This window comes from Bordetella tumbae (assembly GCF_054780995.1).
In genome coordinates this window covers 318,846-343,081 of the sequence record NZ_BAAGVG010000002.1, presented here as the reverse complement: position 1 = coordinate 343,081, position 24,236 = coordinate 318,846, and the positions used below count along the sequence as shown (strand labels likewise).

General features: G+C 58.6%; 20 protein-coding genes. 11 read left to right on the top strand and 9 right to left on the bottom strand.

The window, feature by feature from the left end; all coding sequences use genetic code 11:
• Window positions 1-140: 140 nt before the first annotated feature.
• Window positions 141-1,769: a GGDEF domain-containing protein gene (locus tag ACYVI2_RS01495; protein ID WP_415817930.1), complete on the bottom strand. Its 1,629-nt coding sequence runs from the start codon at window positions 1,767-1,769 to the stop codon at window positions 141-143.
• A gap of 233 nt (window positions 1,770-2,002) precedes the next feature.
• Here ACYVI2_RS01495 and ACYVI2_RS01490 point away from each other — a divergent pair, with 233 nt between their 5' ends.
• On the top strand, window positions 2,003-2,920 hold the full coding sequence (locus ACYVI2_RS01490; RefSeq protein ID WP_415817932.1) for an MBL fold metallo-hydrolase: 918 nt from the start codon (window positions 2,003-2,005) through the stop codon (window positions 2,918-2,920).
• Window positions 2,921-2,938: 18 nt separating this feature from the next.
• Here ACYVI2_RS01490 and ACYVI2_RS01485 read toward each other — a convergent pair whose 3' ends face one another.
• Entirely contained in the window at window positions 2,939-3,652 is a 714-nt protein-coding gene (locus tag ACYVI2_RS01485; RefSeq protein WP_415817933.1) for a GntR family transcriptional regulator, read from the bottom strand.
• A 195-nt stretch (window positions 3,653-3,847) separates the two neighbouring features.
• Between ACYVI2_RS01485 and ACYVI2_RS01480 the strand changes: the two genes are divergently transcribed.
• On the top strand, window positions 3,848-5,089 hold the full coding sequence (locus ACYVI2_RS01480) for a pyridoxal-phosphate-dependent aminotransferase family protein (protein ID WP_415817936.1): 1,242 nt from the start codon (window positions 3,848-3,850) through the stop codon (window positions 5,087-5,089).
• Window positions 5,090-5,277: 188 nt separating this feature from the next.
• Here ACYVI2_RS01480 and ACYVI2_RS01475 read toward each other — a convergent pair whose 3' ends face one another.
• Window positions 5,278-7,296 carry a helix-turn-helix domain-containing protein gene (locus ACYVI2_RS01475; RefSeq protein WP_415817938.1) on the bottom strand — a complete coding sequence of 673 codons (2,019 nt, stop codon included), beginning with the start codon at window positions 7,294-7,296 and terminating at the stop codon, window positions 5,278-5,280.
• A 197-nt stretch (window positions 7,297-7,493) separates the two neighbouring features.
• On the opposite strand from ACYVI2_RS01475, the gene ACYVI2_RS01470 reads away from it, so the two are divergent.
• Genes ACYVI2_RS01470 through ACYVI2_RS01460 form a run of 3 tightly spaced genes read left to right on the top strand, consistent with a single transcriptional unit; the run spans window position 7,494 to window position 10,786 of the window.
• The gene (locus ACYVI2_RS01470; RefSeq protein ID WP_415817940.1) at window positions 7,494-8,795 is read left to right on the top strand and encodes an ABC transporter substrate-binding protein; all 1,302 of its coding nucleotides are present in this window, start codon (window positions 7,494-7,496) and stop codon (window positions 8,793-8,795) included.
• Entirely contained in the window at window positions 8,796-10,028 is a 1,233-nt protein-coding gene (locus tag ACYVI2_RS01465; protein ID WP_415817942.1) for a CaiB/BaiF CoA transferase family protein, read from the top strand.
• The gene (locus ACYVI2_RS01460; protein WP_415817944.1) at window positions 10,028-10,786 is read left to right on the top strand and encodes an enoyl-CoA hydratase/isomerase family protein; all 759 of its coding nucleotides are present in this window, start codon (window positions 10,028-10,030) and stop codon (window positions 10,784-10,786) included. The genes ACYVI2_RS01465 and ACYVI2_RS01460 overlap by 1 nt, the downstream gene beginning before the upstream one ends.
• Here the strand turns inward: ACYVI2_RS01460 and ACYVI2_RS01455 are convergent.
• On the bottom strand, window positions 10,761-11,828 hold the full coding sequence (locus tag ACYVI2_RS01455) for an NAD(P)H-dependent flavin oxidoreductase (protein ID WP_415817946.1): 1,068 nt from the start codon (window positions 11,826-11,828) through the stop codon (window positions 10,761-10,763). The two genes, ACYVI2_RS01460 and ACYVI2_RS01455, sit on opposite strands and share 26 nt — an antisense overlap.
• A gap of 135 nt (window positions 11,829-11,963) precedes the next feature.
• Here ACYVI2_RS01455 and ACYVI2_RS01450 point away from each other — a divergent pair, with 135 nt between their 5' ends.
• The 6 genes from ACYVI2_RS01450 (at window position 11,964) to ACYVI2_RS01425 (ending at window position 18,902) form a co-directional block, all read left to right on the top strand.
• Window positions 11,964-12,827 carry a LysR substrate-binding domain-containing protein gene (locus tag ACYVI2_RS01450; RefSeq protein ID WP_415817948.1) on the top strand — a complete coding sequence of 288 codons (864 nt, stop codon included), beginning with the start codon at window positions 11,964-11,966 and terminating at the stop codon, window positions 12,825-12,827.
• 138 nt (window positions 12,828-12,965) lie between these two features.
• A complete protein-coding gene (locus ACYVI2_RS01445; protein ID WP_415817950.1) occupies window positions 12,966-13,829 on the top strand; it encodes an SDR family NAD(P)-dependent oxidoreductase in 864 nt (287 codons plus the stop codon).
• A gap of 21 nt (window positions 13,830-13,850) precedes the next feature.
• Window positions 13,851-16,139, top strand: coding sequence for an alpha-ketoacid dehydrogenase subunit alpha/beta (locus ACYVI2_RS01440; protein ID WP_415817952.1), 2,289 nt, complete (start codon window positions 13,851-13,853; stop codon window positions 16,137-16,139).
• Window positions 16,139-17,389 carry a dihydrolipoamide acetyltransferase family protein gene (locus ACYVI2_RS01435; protein ID WP_415817955.1) on the top strand — a complete coding sequence of 417 codons (1,251 nt, stop codon included), beginning with the start codon at window positions 16,139-16,141 and terminating at the stop codon, window positions 17,387-17,389. Before ACYVI2_RS01440 ends, ACYVI2_RS01435 begins: the two co-directional genes overlap by 1 nt.
• 21 nt (window positions 17,390-17,410) lie before the next feature.
• Complete coding sequence (locus tag ACYVI2_RS01430; protein ID WP_415817957.1) at window positions 17,411-18,172, top strand: SDR family NAD(P)-dependent oxidoreductase; 762 nt, start codon at window positions 17,411-17,413, stop codon at window positions 18,170-18,172.
• Window positions 18,159-18,902, top strand: coding sequence for a FadR/GntR family transcriptional regulator (locus tag ACYVI2_RS01425; protein ID WP_415817960.1), 744 nt, complete (start codon window positions 18,159-18,161; stop codon window positions 18,900-18,902). The genes ACYVI2_RS01430 and ACYVI2_RS01425 overlap by 14 nt, the downstream gene beginning before the upstream one ends.
• A gap of 81 nt (window positions 18,903-18,983) precedes the next feature.
• On the opposite strand, the gene ACYVI2_RS01420 is transcribed toward ACYVI2_RS01425, so the two are convergent.
• Genes ACYVI2_RS01420 through ACYVI2_RS01400 form a run of 5 tightly spaced genes read right to left on the bottom strand, consistent with a single transcriptional unit; the run spans window position 18,984 to window position 24,137 of the window.
• The gene (locus ACYVI2_RS01420; protein ID WP_415817962.1) at window positions 18,984-19,745 is read right to left on the bottom strand and encodes an SDR family oxidoreductase; all 762 of its coding nucleotides are present in this window, start codon (window positions 19,743-19,745) and stop codon (window positions 18,984-18,986) included.
• Window positions 19,746-19,750: 5 nt separating this feature from the next.
• Window positions 19,751-20,746: an NAD(P)H-quinone oxidoreductase gene (locus ACYVI2_RS01415; RefSeq protein ID WP_415817965.1), complete on the bottom strand. Its 996-nt coding sequence runs from the start codon at window positions 20,744-20,746 to the stop codon at window positions 19,751-19,753.
• 32 nt (window positions 20,747-20,778) lie between these two features.
• Window positions 20,779-21,483 (bottom strand): ABC transporter ATP-binding protein, encoded by a 705-nt coding sequence (locus ACYVI2_RS01410; protein WP_415817968.1) that lies wholly within the window; start codon window positions 21,481-21,483, stop codon window positions 20,779-20,781.
• Window positions 21,476-23,257 (bottom strand): branched-chain amino acid ABC transporter ATP-binding protein/permease, encoded by a 1,782-nt coding sequence (locus ACYVI2_RS01405; RefSeq protein ID WP_415817971.1) that lies wholly within the window; start codon window positions 23,255-23,257, stop codon window positions 21,476-21,478. Before ACYVI2_RS01405 ends, ACYVI2_RS01410 begins: the two co-directional genes overlap by 8 nt.
• Window positions 23,258-23,270: 13 nt before the next feature.
• The gene (locus tag ACYVI2_RS01400; protein WP_415817973.1) at window positions 23,271-24,137 is read right to left on the bottom strand and encodes a branched-chain amino acid ABC transporter permease; all 867 of its coding nucleotides are present in this window, start codon (window positions 24,135-24,137) and stop codon (window positions 23,271-23,273) included.
• Window positions 24,138-24,236: the final 99 nt, after the last annotated feature.

Below are 24,236 nucleotides of genomic sequence, written 5' to 3'. Positions count from 1 at the left end.
GACGAATGAATTCGTCGGAAATCGACATCGTTCCGAAATTTTTTTGCAGGCGTCATCCCAAGCCAGAGCGCCAGGCGGCTGGATTCCGGTTTTGGAATGCCAGCGCCTGCCCCCTCACTGCCGTCGTAACTGACCGATCTTTATACCGTTTGCCGCGTCCGCCGTGCCTGCTTGTCGGCATACATCAATCGGTCCGCTTCCTTGAGCACGCTCTCCACCGAACCGACAGACGGATCGGCGGTGGCAATGCCAAAGCTCGCGCCGGCATAGTCGAAACTGCACTCGTCAAAAGTATAGGTGCCGATCAACAGCGGTGCCAGACGACTGCGTATTGCATTGGCTGTTCCGTCCGGATTTTCGGGTTCGGACGGGGCGGCCAAGCCGATCACGACGAATTCGTCTCCACCAAACCGGCCCAGCATATCGTTGGCACGCAGGCTGGCAGACATGCGGCGGCCGACCTCGATCAGGAATTTGTCGCCAACCTCGTGCCCGTAGGTGTCGTTGATCGTCTTGAACTCGTCCAGGTCTATAAACGCCACCAATACCCACGATTGCGTTTGCTTCGCCACGGCAAACAAACGGTCCAATTTAGCCACCACCGCGCGCCGATTCGGCAGGCCGGTCAATATGTCATAGTTGGCTGCATACCGTTCGTCCTGGCGGCGTATCAGCATCTGGCCGACCACATGGCTGGACAGCAGGAGCAGAGCCAGGCCGACCACCGCCACCAGCCCCGCCGTCCATGCGTGCCGCTTCCCCATGGGCACCAAGTCATCCAGCGACGCCAATGTGAGCAACTGATATTGGGTATTGGGCAGCGGCTGACTGCGCAGCAGATAGGGCTTGCCGTCGATGACCCATCCGCCGGTATGGCTCTGGAGGTCCATTGCATGTACGTCCATGGCATCACCCGACTCCTCGCCGTCGGCCGATGGTACCGTCGACCCCGGTGGCAGCAGCGCCGCTACGTTGCGTAGCATGAATGGCTCTGACGAGCTGGTGATGACACGCCCTTGGCGGTTTATGACCAGCGAAATATGCCGGCCTGTCAGATACAGCGCCATGTCTGACGCGTCGAACTTCACCGTGACGGACCCTAGCGGCCTGTCGTTTGCGTCATCAATCCGGCTGGACACGAAATAGGATGGCATTTTGAGCAGGCGGGCAATACCGAATGAACTGCCATTCCCTGTGCGCAAGGCGTCCATGAGGTAAATGCGGCCCGTGTAAATCATCCCCACGATACTGTCGGGCGAGGCCCAGTTGCTGGCCGTCACGGTGTCGTCCGACATATTGTTCATATAGATGCGGCCATAGCGCAGATCGCCGGACAGCGCATTCATATAGTCGCCAACCTTGCGCACCAACGGGTCACGCGTAAACTGCGCGGCGCGTTGCTGGTGCGTCAGCTCGGCAAAGCCGGGCGGATCCGTGCGATAGCGGGTGGCCAGCTCCACCACCTGGCTTTGGCGTGCCACCATATTGGTCACGCTAACCATTTCCGTAAATAGCCGCTGTATGACGCGTGCCGTGGTTGTGGTCTCGTATTCGGTGCTGGCTCCCACGCTGCTCAGCCACGTGTTCACAGCCCGCTGCGACATCCACCAGCCCGCGCCAGCCACTAGTCCCAGCCAAACCACGCTCAGGCCCAGCGTTACTCGGCGCACGATCGGCCGTATCTGCCGTCCCCGCAGGCGTTGCGCAGGCGTTTCATTGTTCCTGCCGCTACTCCCGGCGATGTCGTGATTCCAGACGGCTTCGTTCATTATTTGTGATCTTTGGGTGTAATCATCATGGGGTTGGCAGCATTATTTCGTTAATGTAGCAATTTTAAAAAATTCGAAATGTTAGGAAATTATAAGAGCGGTGCGTATTTGGCAACACAGTGAGTCCTGTCGTATGCCTACCGGCCAATTTCCTTGCTACCTACCATGACGACATGCGGCCTTTTGCCGCGTGGGCCCAGACGATTGGGCCACCACCTTCAGGAGGGTTCATCATGTTAAGCGTAGACACCACCGTGCAGTCAGGTCAGCAGCAGTTCGACGAACAAGTCCCTTCACGTTATGCATTGCGTATTGGCGAGATTGAAGCGCTGGTAATCAGCGATGGGGTGCTTTTGTTGCCCGCTGAGACCATGTCTACGAATGTCGATCCAGTCGACCGGGCGGTCTGGCTGGACGACATGTTTTTGCCGCCGGATGCGTTCGATTGGCCGTTGAACGTGATGATGGTGCGCCGCGGCGATCGGAATATTCTGATTGATAGCGGCCTGGGCGCAGAATACCCGGACTTCCCGCGCGCCGGGTTGCTGCCGCAGCGACTGGCCGCCGCTGGTATCGATCTCGCGGACCTGACCGACATCATCATCACTCACATGCATATGGATCATGTGGGCGGCTTGCTGGTCGAGGGGATCAAAGAACAATTGCGTCCCGATCTGCGGATTCACGTGGCGGCCTCGGAAGTCGAATTCTGGAAATCACCCGACTTCTCTCAGGCGTGCATGCCAGAGCCCATACCCACCGTGCTGTGCTCGGCCGCGACACGATTCTTGAACGAGTACGGCAGCTATCTGCAGACATTCGACGAGGAGTGTGAGGTCGCGCCGGGCGTCACCGTCCATCGCACCGGAGGCCACACCGCCGGGCACAGCGTGGTATGTCTGGAGTCTAGAGGTGATCGGCTGACGTTCGCAGGCGACGCCATATTTCCTGTCGGATTCGATCATCCTGATTGGCATAACGGTTTTGAGCATTACCCCGACGAGTCCGCCCGCGTCCGGGTCGAACTGTTGAAGAAAATCGCCGCCACCGGAGAACTATTGGTGGCGACGCACCTGCCGTTTCCGTCCGTGGGGCACGTGGCCATCGACGGCGACGGTTTTCGTTGGGTGCCGGTCATTTGGGACTTCTGATTCCTGAGGATCGACTCGTTACGCGCTGCGCCGCGTTTCACCATGCGGCGCAGGCGCGCTGGGATAGAGCTTGCCCGCATGCAGCAATTCCAGCACCAGATCCCGTTTTCGCTGCAAGTGCTCGAGCAGTATCGCGCGCATTCCTGCCGAGTCGCGCTCGGACAATGCCTGCATCATTTGCTCGTGCTCTTGGATGGCGTGTTTCCATTTGGCAGCATCCTGGTTGGTGCGATAACGCAGTGACTGCACGCGTGCGTTGATCGAGTGATAGGTGCTGGTCAGCACTGGATTGTGCGCGGCCGCGTTGATGGCGTTGTGGATCTTTGCGTTGAACTCGTAATAGCCGGGCAGATCGTCCCGCTCATAACAAGCCAGCATTTCGTAGTGCAGGGCGCGCAGTTCGGCGAGCTCTTCTTTCGAGATGCGTCGCGCGGCCAATTCGCCGGAGGTGGCTTCGAGCACGCCCAGCATTTCAAAGGTATGCAACACATCGGCTTCGGTCAGCCGGACCGCCACAGCCCCGCGATTGGGAATCAGGTCGACCAAGCCCTCGGCTGCCAGCAGTTTGATCGCTTCGCGTAATGGCGTGCGCGATACGCGCAACTGCTCGCACAACTCGCGTTCATTCAGCTTGGCACCCGGGGCAATACGGCCCTCGATCAGCAAGGTGCGTAATCGCGTGACGACTTGATCGTGCAGTGCCTGACGAGATATTTCGAGAACTTCGGCCATAGGGTGGTCCGGACGGCGGTCCAGCTGAATTGCGGGAGTAGTCGAATTATAAATACAAAAATTCTGGTGATTTCAGGGAAGTATAGGGTAAACCATGACGCAAAAATGTATTTTGAATGCAAAAATGGATAAAAGCGAATAGTCTCTGCCGGACATTCTCGCTATTCACCACCTTGATCATTCGGAGGGGCGCCCATGATCCCACTCGATTTCCATCCTACAGGCCGTCATTTTTTGCAGATCCCAGGCCCCAGCCCGGTGCCGGATCGTATCCTGCGCGCGATGAGCCTGCCGACGATTGACCATCGTGGTCCGGAATTCGGCGCGTTGGGCCTGAAGGTGCTCAACGGCATCAAGGATGTCTTTCAAACCAAGCATCCCGTCATCATCTATCCCGCCTCGGGCACGGGGGCCTGGGAGGCGGCTTTGTCCAATACGCTCAGCCCCGGCGATCTCGTCTTGATGTACGAGACCGGCCATTTCGCGACCTTGTGGAACCGGGTGGCGACGCGCTTGGGCCTATCTGTCGAGTTTTTGACCTGGCCGGGCGCGGATGCCGAACTACCGAACGCGGCGGGGTGGCGGCACGGTGTGCAGGCTGATCTGATCGAAGAACGCTTGCGCCAAGACACGCAGCATCAGATCAAAGCTGTCTGCGTCGTGCACAACGAGACCTCCACTGGCGTGACCTCGGATATCCCCGCCGTGCGTCGCGCCATCGATGCGGCCCAACATCCTGCGTTGTTGATGGTTGACTCTATCTCAGGCCTGGGCTGCGCGGAATTTCGTCATGATGAGTGGGGCGTGGACGCCACTGTCAGCGGTTCGCAAAAAGGCCTGATGCTGCCGCCAGGGATCAGCTTTAACGCCATCTCTCCACGCGCCTTGCAGGCCGCACAACGAGCGAAACTGCCGCGCTCGTTTTTTGCGTGGGACGAGATCATTGACATGAACGCCACCGGCTATTGGCCCTATACGCCCAATACGAATCTGCTGTATGGCTTGTCAGAGGCTCTGGACATGCTGCAGGACGAGGGGCTGACGAATGTGTTTGCACGCCACCAGCGCTGGGGCGAGGGCGTACGCGCCGCTGTCAACGCATGGGGGTTGCCGATCCAGTGTGCAGACCCTGAGGTGTATTCCCCTGTGTTGACTGGCGTGATTACGCCAGAGGGCATCAACGCCGATGATGTGCGCCGATTGATTCATGAACGCTTCGATCTGTCGTTGGGCACGGGCCTGGGCAAAGTCAAAGGCCGCATGTTCCGCATGGGGCATTTGGGCGACAGCAACGACCTGACGTTGCTGGCTATGGTGGCCGGTGTGGAAATGGGGCTGAAGCTTTCCGGCGTCAAGTTGCAGCAAAGCGGTATTCATGCTGCGATGGATTATTTCGCGGCGCATCCGGTCCAGCGGGCACTGAACCGGGCGGCTTAGGGGTTGTCCCTGACGGTGGACGTCAATCGGACGTCCGCTCCATGATCTTTCATTCACGCGGGTTCACCGTGACGGTGGAGGATCAACAAGGGCGACGGTCGGTGGATACGTACGAAGGTATCCCGGGAAGGCGCGTTCGCGTGTTGGATAGGTTAGGCCGAATTCGACGAACATGACGGTTCAAAAGGCTAACCGTGCAGGCCTCTCTGCAGGCTATGCAGGCGCAGCGCCACGTGCAGTTCCAGAAAACGCCCTTCACGACGCCATCCCGTGAGCAGGTCGTCGACGATTTCCAGGCGTTGCCGTAGCGTGTTCACGTGTATCTGCAGGGCATCGGCGGTTGATTTGGCGTTTTGCGCGTGTTCCAGGTAAATCAACAGCGTGTCGGCGAGATGCGTGTTGCGACGCTCGTCGTGAGACACGAGTTTGCCAATCGTCGCATGGATGAAACCCGAGACGTCTTCAGCTTGCCGTTGTTCGAACAGCAGCGAATACATGGATAGCGTCGCCTCTGGCGCCATTTCACGTGAGCGGCCGAGCGCACTGAGGATGTTGATGCCGCGTTTGAGCGATCGGAAACGGCTAGGCAGGGCCTCTACATTGGAAAGCGAATCCGAGGCCACCCCTAGCGTTGTCAGGCGCTCGTCTGTCAGCAGCGTCCCTTGAAGTACGCGCTCCAGAGAGGCAAACTGACCCGCGTCACAAATGGCGACGATGAAACCATCCACCGTTTCCAACAGAATTCCGCGAGCGATCTCTGTGCGTACCCGGCGCAACGCATATTCGATGTCTCGTTCCTCGACACGTAGAACGGCCAGGCGCAGGGGGCGGGTTAAATCAATGCCGAATGGCTTGGCTCTGGTTTGCAGGGCCGCGATACTTTCCTGCTGCCAACTCACCAATGCACGGATGGTCGCGGCGGATTCGTTGCTGACGACCAGTTCGCTGCGCTCTTGCGAGAGCAGTACGACACCGGCCACCAGGGCGCCACGTTCGAACGTTCGGATTCTGGTGGGACTCATGGGCTGATCAGACGCGATTAGCATGGCTCCGAGCAGACGGTCCGCACCCATCAGCGCTGCGATGCGAACATGGAGGCCTTTATCGCTCTCGACTGCTTGCGATCGGCCTGTCTTGCGGCATGCTGACAGGGCGAGGTGGACGGCATCCTGCATCTTCGTATGTTGCAGTCTGTCCGCCAATTGACGGCCAGCGGCCATGACTGCCCCATGTGCGTGCGCTTGTTGGACGATTTGTTCTGCCTCGTCCAACAGCATGACGTGTCCGTCGATCAACGATGCCACCATGCTCAGAAAATCCGGCATGGTGCAGCCACGAGCGACCAGCTTGGTCATCTGTTCCTGGGCTTCTGCTGCCGCCTCGATTTCTTCGGCTTGGCGATGCAAGGAGGCATTGGCTTCGCTGGCGCGCTGCAGCGCGACTTGGGCTTCCTGGAATAGGCGGGCGTTTTCGATGGCGATGGCCGCCTGTGCGGCCAGGGTGGACAGCATCGCGATTTCCCATGGCGCATGATGGCGCGGATGCCTGTCGCAGATACACAGCACGCCAATGCAATGATTGCCCACCATGAGTGGCGCGCCCAGCAGCGATTGGACGCCCTCGTCCCGGATCGCCAAATCGATTCCGCGGTCATGGACAAAGCCTTGATCGGTCTGGTAGTCCGTGCAGTGATAGGGGGTCTTGTGTTTCAGGACATAGCCGCAGATGCCGTGATCGATCGGCACCCGCACGTTCTTGAATCGCTCCGAGATCGCGCCGTCCGTCGCACGAATATAAAAGTCGTTTTGTATGCGGTCGAAGTTCGTCAGATATCCAATATCTGAGGCGAATATCTGTTTGGCGCGGCGAACGATAGCTCCCAGCACGAGTTCCAGGTCGCGGATCGCCGTCAGGTCGTTGGCGCTTTCGAGGACGACGAGCAGGTTTTTCTCTCTGCGTTGTTGCTGTGCATGTTCTTCTGAGATGGCAATGGCAGCCCGGATACTGCCGACAAGTAAAGCGCGCACGCTCGCATCCTGAATGGTGGACTCGACGCGGACCAGCATCTGGTTGTAGTCCTGGGTCGTAGCATTGCGCTGCAGCATTGTCAGCAGTTCGGATTGCAGCTCGCCTGGATCGAGGGAACTTGTCTCGGTATCCGTGTGCTTTCCCGGCTTGTCGATCATTATCTCTTGTGTGTTTGGCATGGGACGTCGCTTTCGTTCAGTCTGCAAGACGGTTTCAGTGAAAACCCTGAATGGAGGTGCTGTACGGTCTGGCTAATGTAGTTTGATCACATAAATAAAGTCTATTTATGTTTGCATGATCCATAGAGTTCGCGCCAGTTAACACGCATCATGCATTCACTACAACAGGATCAGTCACCAGGCTGAGGAGACAACAGATGAAATTGCTGGCCAGAATACTGGGCACGGGCTTGCTCGCCGTATCAGCGGTGTCGATGGCGCAACCGGACCGGCCTGCTGAAATCAAGCTCGGCATGAGCACCTTTATGACAGGCTCGGCCTCGGTGCTGGGCGCACCGGCGAAAGTAGCTGCCGAGATGTGGATAGAGAAATTCAACGCCGCCGGTGGCATTGATGGGGTCAAACTCAAACCGACGTGGATCGACGAGGGGCAGGGTGCGGAAAAGTTTCTGTCGGAGTACCGCCGCCTGGCCTCGGAGCCGGGCGAAAAACTGATGCTCTCGGCGATCTCCAGCGGCTATTGCAACGCCTTGGCGCCCGTCGCCGAGGAAATGAAGGTCATCAACATTCTGTGGGAATGCTCGAGTGAAAAAGTCCTGGAGGCTCAGCGCTATCGTTACGTATTTCGCACAGGTCCGAACGGCACCATGGAGATGGTGGCTGCCGTCCTGCACCTATTGCGCACCAAGCCTGATTTCAAGACCCTGGCCGTGGTCAATCAGGACTATGCCTGGGGGCGCGATTCATGGGAGATATTCCGCAATACCCTGCTGGCGTTGAAGCCGAACGTCAAGATCGTGGCAGAGCTCTTTCCCAAGTTCGGCGCTGCGGATTTTTCTAGCGAAGTGACGCGCTTGCAGGCATTGCATCCCGATGTAGTGCTGTCGACAGCGTGGGGCGGTGATCTGGATACCTTCTTGAGGCAGGCTTCACAGCGCGGGTTATTCAAGCGGTCGCAATTCGTCCTGCCGTTGGCGGATTCGTCGTTGGAGCGTTTGGGTAATGCTGTGCCGCCTGGCGTCATTATCGGTTTTGTCGGTGATGGTTATTTTGCTGATCCGGCTTTTGCTGACGATCCAGAAGTGCGGGATTTCGTCCAGGCGTTCAAACAGCGCACGGGGGCTTATCCCAATTTCGCTGTCTACCACATGATCCAGGCGCTGAAGGCCGCGACCGGAACCTATAAGAAAGCTATCGCGGACAATGGAGGAAAGTGGCCGACGACCGAGCAATTGGTGGATACCTTGCATCAATTCGAGTATCGCGGCTTGTCGCGTCCCATCCGTATGCGTGAGGATGGGCAAGCCTTGCAGGGGCAGCTCTTGGGAGTGACGCGTCACGACAGTTCACAACCCTTTCCTATCGTAGGCGATCTGACGTTTTATCCCGCGGATATTGTCGCGCCGCCCGTGGGCCAGGTATCGGCCGAATGGGTCAAGACGCTCAAGCCCGAGCTATTGCAGAGCCAGCAAATTCAGCACGTAGGTCAGGGGAAGTAGATGCCGCATCATGTGACGCAGTTGCCGTTAGGTGAGGGCCCGTTGCGGGGACTGGTGGTGATCGACGTAACTCGGGTCGTGGCGGGCCCGTATTGCACCATGATGCTCGCGGATCTGGGGGCGACGGTGATCAAGATCGAGAATCCGGCTGAACCCGATTATGTGAGGAGTTTTCCGCCGTTCGTACAGGGCTCCAACGGCCAGGCCAGCGCATTTTTCGCCCAATACAACCGCCACAAATTAGGGGTGAGCCTGGATTTGAAATCTGAACAAGGGAGGGCACTATTGCGTGACCTGGTCAGCAAGGCCGATCTGCTGGTGGAGAATTTTCGTCCTGGAACCATGGCAAAAATGGGGCTGGACTACGATACGTTAAAAGACATCAACCCGCGTTTGATCTATGTGTCGATCAGCGGTTTCGGTCAAACGGGTCCCAATGCACGCCGCCCTGCGTATGACAACAGCGCCCAGGCGACAGGGGGCTTGTGGTCCATGAATGGCGACAAGGGAAAACCCCCGCTGCGCGTGGGTACCATCATCGGAGACCTCTCGGCGTCGTTCTATGCCGCAATCGCCGCATTGGCGGCAGTCATCGACATGAAGCAAACCGGTAAAGGGCAATGGGTGGACGTGGCTCAGCAGGATTCTGTGGTGACCTTGACCGAGCACGCCGTGGTGAACTACACCGTCGATGGCGTTATTGCAGCGCCTTTGGGTAATGATCATCCCTTTGTTCGGCCTTATGGCCAATACGCGTGCAAAGACGGCTTCGTTTTTTTCGGCGCGTATACCGACAAGTTCTGGACCGAGGCATGCCGGCTCTTTGGCGAGCCCCAATGGCTCACCGATCCTGAAATCGATACGATGGCCAAGCGTTTTGATCCAGAAATCTATGCCAGGCGCGTTCAGCCTATCGTGCAGCGTTGGTGCGCGACGAGAACGAAGGCAGAGCTGGAGGCGTTGGCCAGTGACCTGATTCCGATGACACCCATCAAGACGATGGCCGAGGTGGTCGATGATCCCCATCTGCAGGCTCGGGACATGTTTGTGCCGGTGCAAGTGGACGGCGTCGAGGTAAAAGCCTTTGGCAGTCCGATGAAGCTGTCTCGCACTTCCGTTCATGTCCAGGGGGCGGCGCCGGGTTTCGGCGAGCACAACGAGGTCGTGCTCAAAGGGTGGCTCGGTATCGATGAGACTGACTACGCGCGTTACGTGGGGGAGGGTATCGTCTGATGAGCATTGCTTACGAGGTCAGGGATGCCATTGCTCATATTCGTTTCAATCGGCCCGAGAAACTCAACGCGCTCACTTTGGCGATGTACGAGGAATTGGGTGATGCATTTCGCCGGGCAAACGACGACTCGGCGGTGCGGGTCATCTTGTTGAGCGGTAATGGCGATCGTGCCTTTTGTGTCGGCGCCGATCTGGGGGAATCGATTCCCGCCTTGGCAGAGGGCCGTTTTGATATCTCGGAATGGGACGGCGCGCACATCAAGCAGCCAGGGTTCTATAAACCTGTTGTCGCGGCCATCAATGGCATGTGTATGGGCGGCGGCTTTGAAATCATGCTGGCTGCCGACATACGCGTTGCTGCGGATACGGCGGTGTTTGCGTTGCCGGAGGCGTCGTTGGGGTTCGTTCCCGCAGGTGGCACGCTGGTGCGATTGGTGCGTCAGATTCCATTTGCATGGGCGATGGAACTCATGCTGACGAGCGAGCGCTTTTCTGCCACGCGACTCGCTGAAATGGGATTGCTGAATCGGGTGGTTCCTTTTGATCAATTGGAATCGGTGGCGCTGGGTTATGCGCGCGCGATCGCAGAGAAAGGCCAAGTCGCCGTCTCGGTGATCAAGGAGGCAGCCTTGACGTTGGGACATTTGCCGTTGGACGAGGCGTTTCGCCGCGAGGCGATACTCGGGCAGCGCGCGTTTACGTGCGATGAAGCCAGAGAGGGACTGCAGCGGTTCATGGCTCGCAGGCCAACTCTGTGATCAAGGTGGACATCAGTTCTGCCGCCGGCAGCTCTCGTGCCAGCGGCGCACCTTGCCCCGCCCATTGCGCGGCGAATTCGTTGTTGCCTTGTTTGGCTGCGGCGGCATTCAATTGCTTTGCTGCGTCGTACGCATAGGGATATGCGGCGGGCCCTGGGCTGCCGGCGGCTTCGCCAAATTCGATGAGGCGATTGACCATGCCGCGGGCTGGCCGTCCCGACAACACAGGCGTCAGTCGCGTGGCGGCGGCACGCTCGCTTTTCAAATTCTCGCGATAGCTGGCGTTTGCAGCGGACTCCGGGCACAACACGAATGCGGTGCCGAGTTGTGCGGCGGCGGCGCCTAGATTCAATACTGATTTGATGCCTTGGCCGTCCATGATGCCGCCGGCGGCAATGATGGGCAATCGAGTGCGTTGCACCAGCAAGCGGACGAGCACCGAGGTGCTGAGCCGTTCATCGTTCGCCTCCGGGTCGAACATGCCACGATGGCCGCCTGCCTCGATACCCTGGGCCACGATGGCGTCAATGCCGGCTTGTTCAATCAGTGTGGCTTCGTGCAGATTCGTGGCGCTGGCGATGGTATAGATTCCCGCTTGGCGCAGGGCCTTGATATGCTCGGCCGTCGGCAGACCAAAATGGAAACTCACGGCTGCCGGACGCTGTTGCAGCAGCATCTCGAACACGGCGTCGTCTTGCAGGAAGCTCTTGTAAATTTCCTTGAGCGTGGTGGGCGGTGCAATTCCAGCTTCTGCAAACAGCGGGCTCAGATAACGCAGCCACGCGGTGTCGCGTGCAGCGTCATAGTTAGAGGGAGCATGGCAGAACACGTTGACGTTAAAGGGACCGTCCGTCAATCGGCGGGTGTCTTCGATCGCTAGTTGCGCCTGGTCGGCGGTGTTGGCGCCAATACCCAGCGACCCCAGGCCGCCGGCGTTGGATACCGCCGCTGCCAATTGGGGAGTAGAGGTGCCAGCCATCGGGGCTTGAATGATGGGATGCTTGATGCCGAGCCGGCTCAGAAATGATGCAGACGTGTTCATGTGAGAAGCCCTCGATGTTTTAGCAGAATGACGGTATGGCGGCGGACTTAGGAACGCCAGCCTAAGCAGGACGCAAATTCTTTAATTTCAGTATTGGGAATATAATACATAAAACGTTCTCTAATTGGGAATTTAATGGATTCGGAATCGCTCAAGATTTTTTGTTCGGTAGCCAGTGAGTTGAGCATCACCCAGGCCGCTGTTCGCCTGGGCCGTGCGCCATCGAACGTCACCACGCGCATCCAGCAATTAGAGGCCGACGTGGGAACGAATCTGTTCGTGCGCACGGGAAAACGCATGGCGCTGTCGGCAGCGGGCGAGCGCTTTCTGGATTATGCGAAACGCTTGCTGGCGCTCGAGGATGAGGCGCGTCATGTGGTGACTGGCGGGCGAGAGGGCGGTGCGCTGCGCATCGGTAGTATGGAGAGTACTGCCGCGAGCCGCTTGCCGGCATTGCTGGCGCGCTATCACGCCTCCTATCCGACCACGCGCCTGACGTTGAGCACGGGGCCATCGCGCGCATTATTGGAACAGGTGAGAACAGGGCGATTGGACTGCGCGTTCCTTGCGTTGCCGGCGTCGTTGCAAGACGCGGCCGCATTACAAGAGGCGGGCCTGAAAGCCCAGCCGGTATGGCGCGAGGATCTGGTGTTGTTGCTGCCTGCGAGCGAATCCCGTGCGCGTAAGCCCAGCGACGTGCAGGTCCGGGCCTTGGCGGCTTTTCCGCAAGGATGCACTTATCGCAGCATGGCCGAGGAGTTGCTGGGAATGAACGGCGCGGCCGATTGGACGGTGCTGGAAATGGCCTCATATCACGCCATGATTGCCTGCGTGGCGGCAGGGGCGTGTGCGACGTTGTTGCCCCAAAGTGTGCTGGCGCTCACGAGCGCACCGGATACGTTAAAGACGCTATCCGCGGGGCGGGCAGATACGGTGCTGGTATGGCACGAGGGGTTTGAAGCACCGGCGTTTCAGCATCTGCTGCAGTTGCTGGATTAAGCGAGGGTGATGATTTTAATAAGGGTTTATACCTAATTGTAAGATAAGCTGATAGCGACGTATGCTGTCCACTCAAGATGGCGGCGGGGCACTGATCGACGGTCAGTTCGCACGCTGCGATAACAACGAGAGACAAGCATGTCCCTGTCAGAGTCGAGTGATCGTCGATCCCGGTTGTTGCGGCCGGGTCACGAAATGGACAGTCAACAGCGGGCGGAGCGCACGAGCTATTACCCGGGCTTGGCCGGGAAAGTCGTAGTGTGCACAGGCGCCGCGGCCGGCATCGGGCTGGCCATGGTGCGTGCCTTTGCGCGGCATGAGGCGCATCTGGTTTTGCTGGATGTGAATCCGGATACTTTGGCTGCGGCGCAGGCCTCGATCAGGCAGCAACATCCGAGTATCAATGTCGACGCGATCTGTGTATCCGTCGTGGACAGCGAGGCGGTCGAACGCGCATTCCAGGATGTGGATGCTCGTCATGGCCGGGTCGATGTTCTATTGAATAACGCGGGCATTTCGATGAACCGGCCCACGCTGACGCTAGCGCCGGACGACTGGCGGCGAGCGGTCGATATCAATCTGAATGGCCTGTTCTATTGCTGCCAACAAGCGGCTCAGCGTATGACCCGCGATGGTAGTGGGGTGATCCTGAATACGGCATCGATGTACGGCATCGTGGCCGCACCCGAACGCGCTGCGTATTGCGCATCCAAGGCCGCCGTCGTGGCGCTGAGTAAATCACTGGCCTTGGAGTGGGCGCCGCATGGGGTGCGCGTCAATGCGATTTGTCCAGGCTATATCCGCACCGATTTGGTCAACGATCTGGTGGCGCGCGGCGCACTCGATGCGGACGTGCTGGTCGCTCATACGCCGATGCGGCGATTGGGTACCCCAGAGGAAATTGCCGAGGCAGCCTTGTTTCTGGCGTCGGATGGCGCCGCGTTTGTGACAGGCCACGCCTATGTTGCCGATGGCGGATGGACTGCCAACGGCTATCTTTGACTCAACACGACGACCACGATTATGTCTGAACTTTGCCGCTTGACCCCTCAGTCTCCCTGGTGGGAACTGACAACGACTGATCAGGATTGGGATGAGGCTGACCCGCAATTGCTGGGTACCTTGCTGGCGCATTGTGCGCTGATAAGAGGGTTCGAGGAAACCGTATTGGATCTGGCGGCACAAGGCCTGGTGCATGGCCCGGCCCATTCGAGCATCGGCCAAGAAGGCGGCGCCGCAGGATCCATCGCAGGCCTGAAAGCGAGCGACGGTGTCAACGGCTCGCATCGGGGGCATCACCAGTTCTTGTCGAAAGCGCTGGCGTATCTGCACCCGCGCGGGATCGATCCGAAAGCGGAAATCGATGAGGCAGTGCAGGGTCTGCTACAGAAAGCGTTGGCCGAGATTCTGGGCTTGGCACAGGGATACTGCCGCGGGCGTGGCGGGTCGATGCATTTGCGTTGGGCTGAGGCGGGTGCGCTGGGCACGAATGCGATTGTGGGCGGCGGGGTACCGATGGCCGCAGGTCAGGCCTGGGCGTATCGTCACGCGGGTACGGACGATGTCATGATTACGTACTTCGGTGACGGCGCTGTCAATATCGGGTCGGTGCTGGAGACGATGAATCTGGCAGCGGCGTGGAAACTGCCACTGTGCTTTTTTATTGAAAACAATCGCTATGCCGTCTCGACGGCGATCGAGGACAGCACTGCCGAGACGCGATTGTCGTCACGTGGATCGGCGTTCAATATCCCCAGCTGGAAGGTCGACGGCATGGACCCGCTGGCGGTGCACGCAGCCATGCAGCAGGCATTGACACACATGCGCTCGGGACAAGGGCCGACGATTATCGAGGCGGACGTATATCGGTTCTTTCATCAGAACGGCCCCTATGCAGGCAGTGCTTTTGGCTATCGCACAAAGGAAGAAGAAGCCGCGTGGCGTCAGCGCGATCCGTTGTTGCTGCTGGCCCGCCGCATGACGGCACGGGGACTGATGACGGAATTGGATGTGCAGGCCTTGCATGATCGTGTCAAGGCGGCGATGAATGCGGCGGTGCAAGCCTTGACGGTTGTAGAGGGCCGGGCTGCAGGGGACGATGAGGCGCCAAATGTCTCCGGTTCGAACAACACTGCCACGCGTCATGCGGGCAAGCGCCAGATACGCGCAGCGTTGTGGCCCAGCCCGGATTTTCGCGATGTGGGTATTCTGGGGGATCTCTCTGAAATGCAGGGAGCGCGCTATGCTGCCGAGCCGGATAGGGCAGAGGCGATGAGCGGCTCTCCGGGCAGAGTTGATGGATCGAACCATGTCGCGGTATCCGATCGTAAATTTATCGACGTAGTGGCCGACGTGATGGCGCGCCGTATGCAGCAGGACGCATCGGTGATTGTGATGGGTGAAGACGTCCATCGCCTGAAGGGCGGCACCAACGGTGCGACGCGTGGGTTGAGCCAGCTGTATCAGGATCGATGCCTGGGAACGCCTATCAGTGAGAATGCCTTTGTAGGCTTGGCAGGTGGCATGGCACTGGACGGACGCTATAAGCCAGTGGTCGAGTTCATGTACCCTGATTTCATGTGGGTCGCTGCCGATCAGGTCTTCAATCAGATCGGTAAAGTGCGTCATATGTTTGGCGGCGATAGCGATGTGCCCTTAGTGTTGCGCACCAAGGTAGCAATGGGAACGGGCTATGGCTCGCAGCATTCGATGGACCCTGCGGGTATCTTTGCTACCAGTCCTGGGTGGCGCATTGTTGCGCCTTCCACGCCGTTTGATTACGTCGGGTTGATGAATACGGCCCTGCGTTGCAAGGATCCGGTGCTGGTCATCGAGCATGTTGATCTGTACAACGCGACGGCCTTGGGGCCGGTAGATGATTACGACTATTGCTTGCCTGTGGGCCGAGCCTGCGTGCGTCGAAGCGGGACTGAGCTGACAGTCATCACGTATTTGTCCATGGTTCACCATGCCGCAGAGGCGCTGGACGAGACCGGCATATCGGCCGATTTGATCGATCTGCGCTGGCTGGACCGCGCCAGCCTGGATTGGGAGACGGTGGGGGAAAGTATTCGAAAGACAAACAATGTGCTCATCGTCGAGCAAGGCGCGCGCGGGACTTCATACGGCGGGTGGCTGTCCGATGAGATCCAGCGCCGTTTTTTTGATTGGCTGGATCAGCCCGTACAGCGTGTGACAGGGGGCGAGGCCGCACCCAGCATTTCCAAAGTGCTAGAGCGCGCCGCCGCCGCACGGACGGAAGAGGTGCTCGAGGGACTGCGTGAGGTCATGCAGCAAAAAGGAGCCGCATAATGGCCAGTATTGTTCGTATGCCCGAAATTGCCGCAAATGCCGAGTCAGCGACGCTGTTGTCTTGGGAGGTCGAGGGCGGTGCCACGGTACATGCAGGCGACACCTTGGCGTTGATAGAGACCGACAAGGCGACGGTAGACCTCGTGGCCGAGCATGATGGAACACTGTCGCACATCCTGGCACCGGCGGGACAAGAAGTCGCCGTGGGAGCTGCAGTTGCTGTGTTGTTGGAGAATGGTGAGTCGGAGGAAAAAGCACAGACGCTGCTGGCTTCTCTTTCGGCCGAGAATGTGTCGATTGCTGCAGAGACGCCGTCTCGTGCAGAGGCATCATGTGCGCAGCCAGCGGAGAGCCTTACCCATCGACAATTCGCGAGCCCGCTGGCGCGCCGTTTAGCGGCCGAGCGTGGCATTGACCTGCGTGGTGTGCAGGGGTCGGGCCCAAATGGGCGGGTAGTGAAACGTGATCTGCCACAGGCTGCATCCCAGCCCGCTGCGACAGCGGCTGAAAACATATCCGCAGGCAGCAGCGTACGAACCGGGGCAAACGAGCATGCCGCCGCTGTTCGCGATGCCATCATCCGAGTACCTCATTCCAAGATGCGCAAGACTATCGCGCGGCGTTTGTCGGAAAGCAAAGCCACGGTTCCGCATTTTTATCTCGATGCAGAATGCCGTGCCGGGGCATTGTTGACGTTGCGGGAACAAATCAACGGCTCGATCGACGGGAAAATTTCGATCAATGACCTGATCGTCAAGGCCGTGGCTTGCGCGCTGAGAGACCTGCCAGAGATGAATGTCACCTGGGCAGAGGAGGACATGCTGCATTATCGCGATGTCGATGTCAGTGTCGCGGTGTCAACCGATAAAGGACTGTATACGCCGGTGCTGCGGCAGGTAGAAAAAATGTCTCTGACCGAAATCAGCCACACCATGAATACCTTGGCGCAACGGGCGCGTGACGATCAGTTGTCACCCAACGAATACCAGGGCGGTGCGTTCAGTATCAGCAATCTGGGTATGTTTGGTGTATCGCGTTTCAGCGCCATCATCAATCCTCCTCAGTCCGCCATTCTCGCCGTCGGCGCGGTGCAACGTGTCCCGATCGTCGTGGATGACCAACTCGCCATCGAGTCCGTGGTGAAATGCACCCTGTCTGTCGATCACCGTGCGATTGATGGCGCGCTGGCGGCCCAGTGGTTGAGCCGTTATACACGCTACATCGAGCAACCTTGGGCCATGCTGGTCTGAGTACCAACAAGCGATTGCATCATGGCTATCTACGATTTTTCCGGACGTACATTGGTGGTGACGGGGGCGGCCGGTGGTATTGGGCGTGCCGTGGCAGAACGCTTTTTCCGTTCCGGCGCCAATGTGTTCTTGCTGGATCTGGATCAGGGCGTGCTAGACGCCTTTGCAGCAACTTTGCAGAGCGGCATTGATGTGGCGCATCCGCCGGCCATCGCCACCTTTGCTGCCGATTTATCTGATGCGCATGCGGCCGCCAGGGCGGTGGATCAGATTGAGCAAGCATTTGGCGGCGTTGATTTTCTGGTGTCGTGTGCAGGGATTTATCTCGCCGAGCCGTTGGCCCAGATGATGGACGAACAGTGGCGGCGCACGCTGGCGGTGAATCTGGACGGCGTGTTTTACTTGACCCGCAGGGTGTTGCCGTTACTGCGCGATAACAGCGCGATCGTGAACCTGAGCTCGATGGCGGCGCATCGAGGCGCGTTCTACAACGCACACTACAGCGCCTCAAAGGGGGCACTGTTGAGCTTTACGCGCAGCATCGCACGCGAGCTGGGGCCACGCACCCGTGTCAATGCGGTTTCGCCTGGTATCATCGAAACCCCGATGACCTCGGCATTGCTAAAGACCCGAGCGGCCGAGTCGATCGACCAATCCATCGCAAAGCGCCTGGGGCAAGCCCAAGAGGTTGCATCGGCGGTGGCATTCTTGTGCAGCGATGACGCCAGCTTTATTACCGCCGAGGTCTTGCACGTCAATGGTGGACTGTATGTCTCAGGATGATCCTGTGGTGTTGCCTGATCCGTTGCGAGAGAGCCTGATTCCTCGCCCGGCAACTTTGCCGAGCGAGGTCGCCGATCGTTTGCGCCAGGCGATTTTGCAGGGCGATATCGTCGATGAGAATCACAAATTGCCGTCTGAGGCGGCGTTGGCTGCTACCTATGGTGTGAGCCGGCCTGTGATACGCGAGGCTATCTTCATGCTGAAATCGGACGGCCTGATCATCTCTCAGCAAGGCAGGGGACAGTTCGTCAATCCGCACGGCAGCAATGTGTTCCGCCTGGATGCGAATATGGGCAACGGCGACGAGATCGATGCGTTGTTCGAGTTCTTGTTATCGGTGGAGGTCTCGGCGACGCGTCTGGCTGCGCAACGCCGTACTGCTGACGATCTGAAACGTATTCGCGCATGCTATCAGCGGCTGTACGATGCCACCCGGGGACTGGCCGACGGCACGGAGGAGGACGGGCAGTTTCACAAGTCTATTGTGCTGGCCAGTCACAATCAGCATTTCATCGCTTTTGCTGGATTTTTGGACGGGCAAGTCCGCAGGCTCATACGCACGGCGCGCAAAAACACCCGTAATCGTTCGCATGATTTGATGTGGCAGGTGCAGGCCGAGCACGAGGCGATCCTGAAGGCGATCGAGGCAGGCGATGCAGAGCAGGCCGCGCAGGCGGCCAGCGCGCATTTGCAAAACGCATCTGCGCGACTGGCGTCATATCGATCTTAGACCTCGGCCCCGCCGTTGTTGGCTGTGCGAGATATGGTTCTTGGATCGACACGGCGTGGCTCGCTGCAGTAACGGATTGCGTTACGTCATCAGCCATCCACCGGCCACATCGAGTACTTGGCCGGTGACGAATCGAGCCTGGTCGGAAGCAAAATACAGGCATGCATCGGCCACCTCCTGAGGGGTGCCCAGGCGGCCCAGGGCCGTGACCTTGACCACGGCATCATTCATTTCCTGAGAGACGGTTTTTAATAGTGGTGTGGCGATACGTCCCGGCGCCAGCGCGTTGACAGTGACCTGGTGCGGGCCTAACTCGGCCGCCCAATGGCGGGTGAGGCCAATCAGCGCGGCTTTGGTCGCGGCATAATGTGCCGCCACGATATCGCAATACGCCCGGCCTGCGACTGACGACATATTGATGATACGGCCGGTGTTTTGCTGCACCATGTGGGGCGTGGCCAGGCGCGTCATGTAGAACACGCTGTTGAGGTTCACATCTACGACCTTGTCCCATTCCTGCGGGGACATTTCCCAGACATTCAGCGCGCGGCCATTCGTTTTCGGAGAGATCCCGACATTGTTGACCAGAATCGTGGCCGGGCCGAGGGCTGTAGAAATGGCCTCATAAGCCGTCTGACATGATTCAAACTGCGAGACATCTGCCTGCACAAAATGGACGCGATGTCCTTGTTCGCGCAGAACCTTTGCGTATTCCTGGCCCGTCGACGCATTGGTGTCGATCAGGCCCACGTGCGCGCCCTCGGCCAGTAGCCCCTCGACGATGGCGCTGCCGATGCCGCCAGCGGCGCCGGTCACGATCGCGATTTGATCGCTAAAACGCATGATGGTCAGTCCTTGATCTTCAGCATGATCTTGCCGATATGTTTGCTGCTTTCCATGAGTTCGTGCGCCTGCACGGCTTGATCCAGCGTGAATACCTGATGGATCAATGGCAGGCAACGGCCCGATTCCATCAGGGGAAAGACGCGCTCCTGCAGTGCCTGGCCGATCGCCGCTTTGTCCTCGTCAGTTCTGGGGCGCAGTGTGGAGCCAGTGAACGACAGCCGCTTTAGCATGATAGGCATGGCGTCGATCTGTGCCTTGCTGCCCTCCAGAAAGGCGATCTGCACCAGGCGGCCGTTCAGCGCCAAGCTGCGCAGGTTCTTGTTGATATAGTCGCCGCCTACCATGTCCAGAATGACATCGACTCCCTTGCCTTGTGTGGCGTCGCCCAGCACTTTCTCAAAGTCCTGGTCACGATATTGAATCGTGTGATCGGCACCGGCCTTTGCGCAGGCCGCGGCCTTGTCGGCATTGCCGACCGTGGTCCATACGGTGGATCCCAAGGCATGAGCCAATTGGATTGCCGTCAGGCCAATGCCGCTGGAGCCGCCATGCACCAGCAATGTTTCTCCGGGCTTTAACGCCGCGCGTTCGAATACATTGGTCCATACGGTGAAGTAGTTTTCCGGAATCGCAGCCGCGTGCAACAAGTCCAGGCCCTTTGGTATGGGTAGGCATTGCCGTTCGTCGGTCAGGCAATATTGCGCGTAACCACCGCCGGGTGTCAGTGCACATACGACGTCGCCGACGCGCCGGTCACGGACGTCCGGGCCTATGGCAATGATGCGGCCAGAGACTTCCAGGCCCAGGTGAGGCGATGCGCCGGGAGGTGGGGGGTACGATCCGGCGCGTTGCAGGATATCCGGGCGGTTGACGCCGGCGTACGCAACTTCGATCAAGACCTGCCGTCCCTGAGGTTCCTCCATGGGACGGGTGGCTATTTGCATGCAGTCGGGCGTTCCGCCCTTGCCGTGGTCGATATAGGTGCAGTTCAGCGACATGACGCCGGTCCTTATAGGAAACAGATTGAAGGTCAGTGGCCCAGGTAGGCTTTCTTCACGTGAGGATTGACCAGCAGTTCTTCGCCCGTGCCAGAGAGGACGATGGCGCCGTTTTCCAGCACGTAGCCGCGATCTGCCAGGCGCAGGGTGCGAAATACATTTTGTTCGACCAGCAACACGGTCATGCCATGCGAGGTGACGTTGCGGATGGTGTCGAACATCTGCTGTACCAGTAGTGGCGACAGGCCGAGCGACGGCTCGTCAAACACCAGCAGTTTCGGGTCGGCCATCATGCCCCGTGCAATCGCGACCATCTGCTGTTCGCCGCCGGACAGCGAGCCGGCATATTGATTCAGCCGTTCCTTGACGCGGGGGAAAATGGTGAGGACTTCTTCCAGCTTGCGACTCACAATCGGCCGGGCCGCGCGTTTGTACGAACCCATCACGAGGTTGTCGCGCACGGTGAAATGAGGAAATAGCTGACGGCCCTCGGGGATCATGGTGATTCCCGCATCGACAATGTCGTAGGGTGTGAGGTTGGTGAGGTCTCTTCCCTCGAACTCGACTTTGCCTGCCGTGCTGCCAATGACGCCGCACAGAGTTTTCAAGGTCGTCGTCTTGCCTGCGCCATTCGCGCCGATCAGTGTGACGATTTCTCCGGCATGGACTTCAAAATCCAATCCGTTCAGGACCTGAGTCTTGCCATAGCCCGAGGTCAGGTTCGATATCTTAAGCATCTTGATACTCCTTGCCGAGATAGGCTTCAATCACCGCGGGATGCTCGACCACTTCTTTCGGGGAGCCCGTCACGAGTACGGCGCCTTCGTTGAGAACGATGATGCGATCGGACAGCGCCATCGTGGCCTGCATCATGTGCTCGATCAACAGCACCGATACGCCGGAATCGCGGATGCGCTTGATCATTTGAATGGCTTTTTCGATGTCGGTAGGATTGAGCCCAGCCATGACTTCATCCAGCAACAGTATCCGTGGCTGCGTGGCCAATGCGCGGGCGATTTCCAGGCGCTTCATGCCTCCCACGGTCAGGCTGCGCGCTTCCGTGTTCAGGTGCTTTAACAGATCCGTCTGTTCGGCGACGGACAAGGCGATCTGTTCGGCCTGCTCGCGATCACGGGTGTTGATGAACGCCCCTAACATGATGTTTTCCAGCACAGTCAGGCCGGTGAAGGGCTTGGCCGTCTGAAAGGTGCGGCCCAGGCCTTGGTGCGCAAAGGCGTCTGGCGTGTTGCACGATATCCAGTTGCCGTTCTTGTCGCGCAGTGTGACTGAGCCTTTGTCCGGCGACAAGAAGCCCGACAGTAAATTGAATACCGTGGTTTTCCCCGCGCCGTTCGGACCTATCATGCCCAGAATCTCGCGTTCGTTCAGCTGCAACGACACGTCGTTTGTCGCGCATAGGCCGCCAAAGCTCTTGAACAGATTCTCTGCACGTAGGACGGGTTCGCCGCGATGAGGCGTGTCGGTATGTGCCAGACCATGCCTCATCGGCGGTTTTGATTTCGGAGTGCCGAGATAGGGTAGCCGTGCCATCAGACGCCCCAGCGCGGGACCAAACGCGCCAGCCAAGCCGCGCGGAATCGTCAACACCACCGCGACCAGAATCAGGCCATAGATCAATCCGTGCATGCCGCTGCCGACACTGCTGAGCCAGCCGCGAGCCAGCTCTGCGATCGGCAATACGAGGAATGTGCCGGCAATGGGGCCGCCCACAGTACCTAGGCCGCCGATCAGGGCGAACATGGCGATCTGTATGGACAGATCCAGAGAGAACGCCGAGCTCGGATCCACAAAGGTCAGATAGGTAATGTGAAAAGTGCCGATCAAGCTGGTCAACATGGCGGAGACCACGGCAGCCAGGATCTTGACGCGTACGGTATGGATGCCGACTGCTAGAGCAGCGTCTTCGCGTTCGCGGATCGCAATGAGGTAATGGCCCATGCGAGATTTGCGGATGAACCAGGAGGCCCAGACGACAAAGAGAAACAGGGCAAACGCGATGATGACGTAATTGATTTTTTCGCGGAACACGATCCAGGTCCAGCCGATGTTCAACGGCAGGCTGATACCGCTCGATCCGCCGGTCCAGCTTTCCTCATGGATGACCAACAACCGCACGACCTCCAGGATCGCGATCGTCGCCAGGGCAAAGAATGGACCACGCAGACGCAGGGTAGGATAGGCGATCACGATGGCGACCACGCCGGAAATCACCGCACCGGTCAACATGCCGATCCATGGCGAAATGCCAAAATTCTGCGTCAGCAATGTGGCGGTATAACCGCCTATGCCATAGAACACGGCGTGGCCCAATGACAATTGGCCTGCGTAGCCGCCGACGATGTTCCAGGCCACGGACAACGAAGCGAACACAAATAGTAGGACAAACAGGTTGGTCCAGAATGGCGTACCCATGATGACGGGCACGAGGAACATCACCAGGAACAGGATGAGGCTGGTGTAAACCTTGGGATGACGGATATCGGGAAACACGGCAGGCTCCTTGTTATTCTGTGCCGATGCCAAACAGGCCGGTGGGACGCAGGACAAGGATCAGCAAGAAGATCCCGAAATACACGACCTCTTTCAGGTCGGGGGCGATGTAATAGCCTGCCAGCGTATCGACTACGCCCAGAATCATTGAGCCGGCAACCGCGCCATAGAGGCTGCCCAGTCCGCCCAGCACCACAATGACAAATGCCGTGAGCACAAAATAGGTGCCTACGGTGGGAAAGACGGGATACTGTGGCGCCAGCAGTCCGGCCGCGACCCCGACAAATGCGGTGCCCAGTCCAAACGCGATGGCATAGACGGTATGGACGTTGACGCCCATCAACATGGCGGCGTAACGATGTTGGGCGACGGCGCGCAGCGCCCGGCCCAGATAGGTGCGATGCATGAACAGATGCAGCAGCACGGCTAAAGTCAGGCCGATAATGAACGTGATCAACTGCCCCGTCACCACGGTGTACGTCCCGACGTTCATCGTGGAGGTACCGAGCTCTACAGGGGCACGATAGACATTGGCGCCAAAGATCACCAGGGCCAGGTTCAGCAGTATTGTCGATACGCCCACGGTGGCAAAGATCTGTATATGTTCATCGGCGTTGAGCAGAGGCTGAATAATGGCCTTCTGCGTCATTGCGCCTAGCGCAAACAGAATCACCGCAACCGGGATCAGGCCGGCATAAGGATGGACGCCGAAATGCGTGGCGATCAGATAGACCATGTACATGCCTATCATGAGGAATTCGCCGTGCGCGAAATTCACCACTCGCACCACACCGAATATCAACGTCAGCCCCAGACTGATGATGGTGTAGGCGCCACCTAGCAACAGGCCATTGATGACCAGTTGAACAAAAATGTCCATTGTGCAACCTCTGTGATGGGAAGCCTCCCGGTGTCCCGCGCGGACCGGGAGGCTTTTGAGGGGCAAGGAAACGTGAGGCGGTCCCGCATTTCCTTGAGA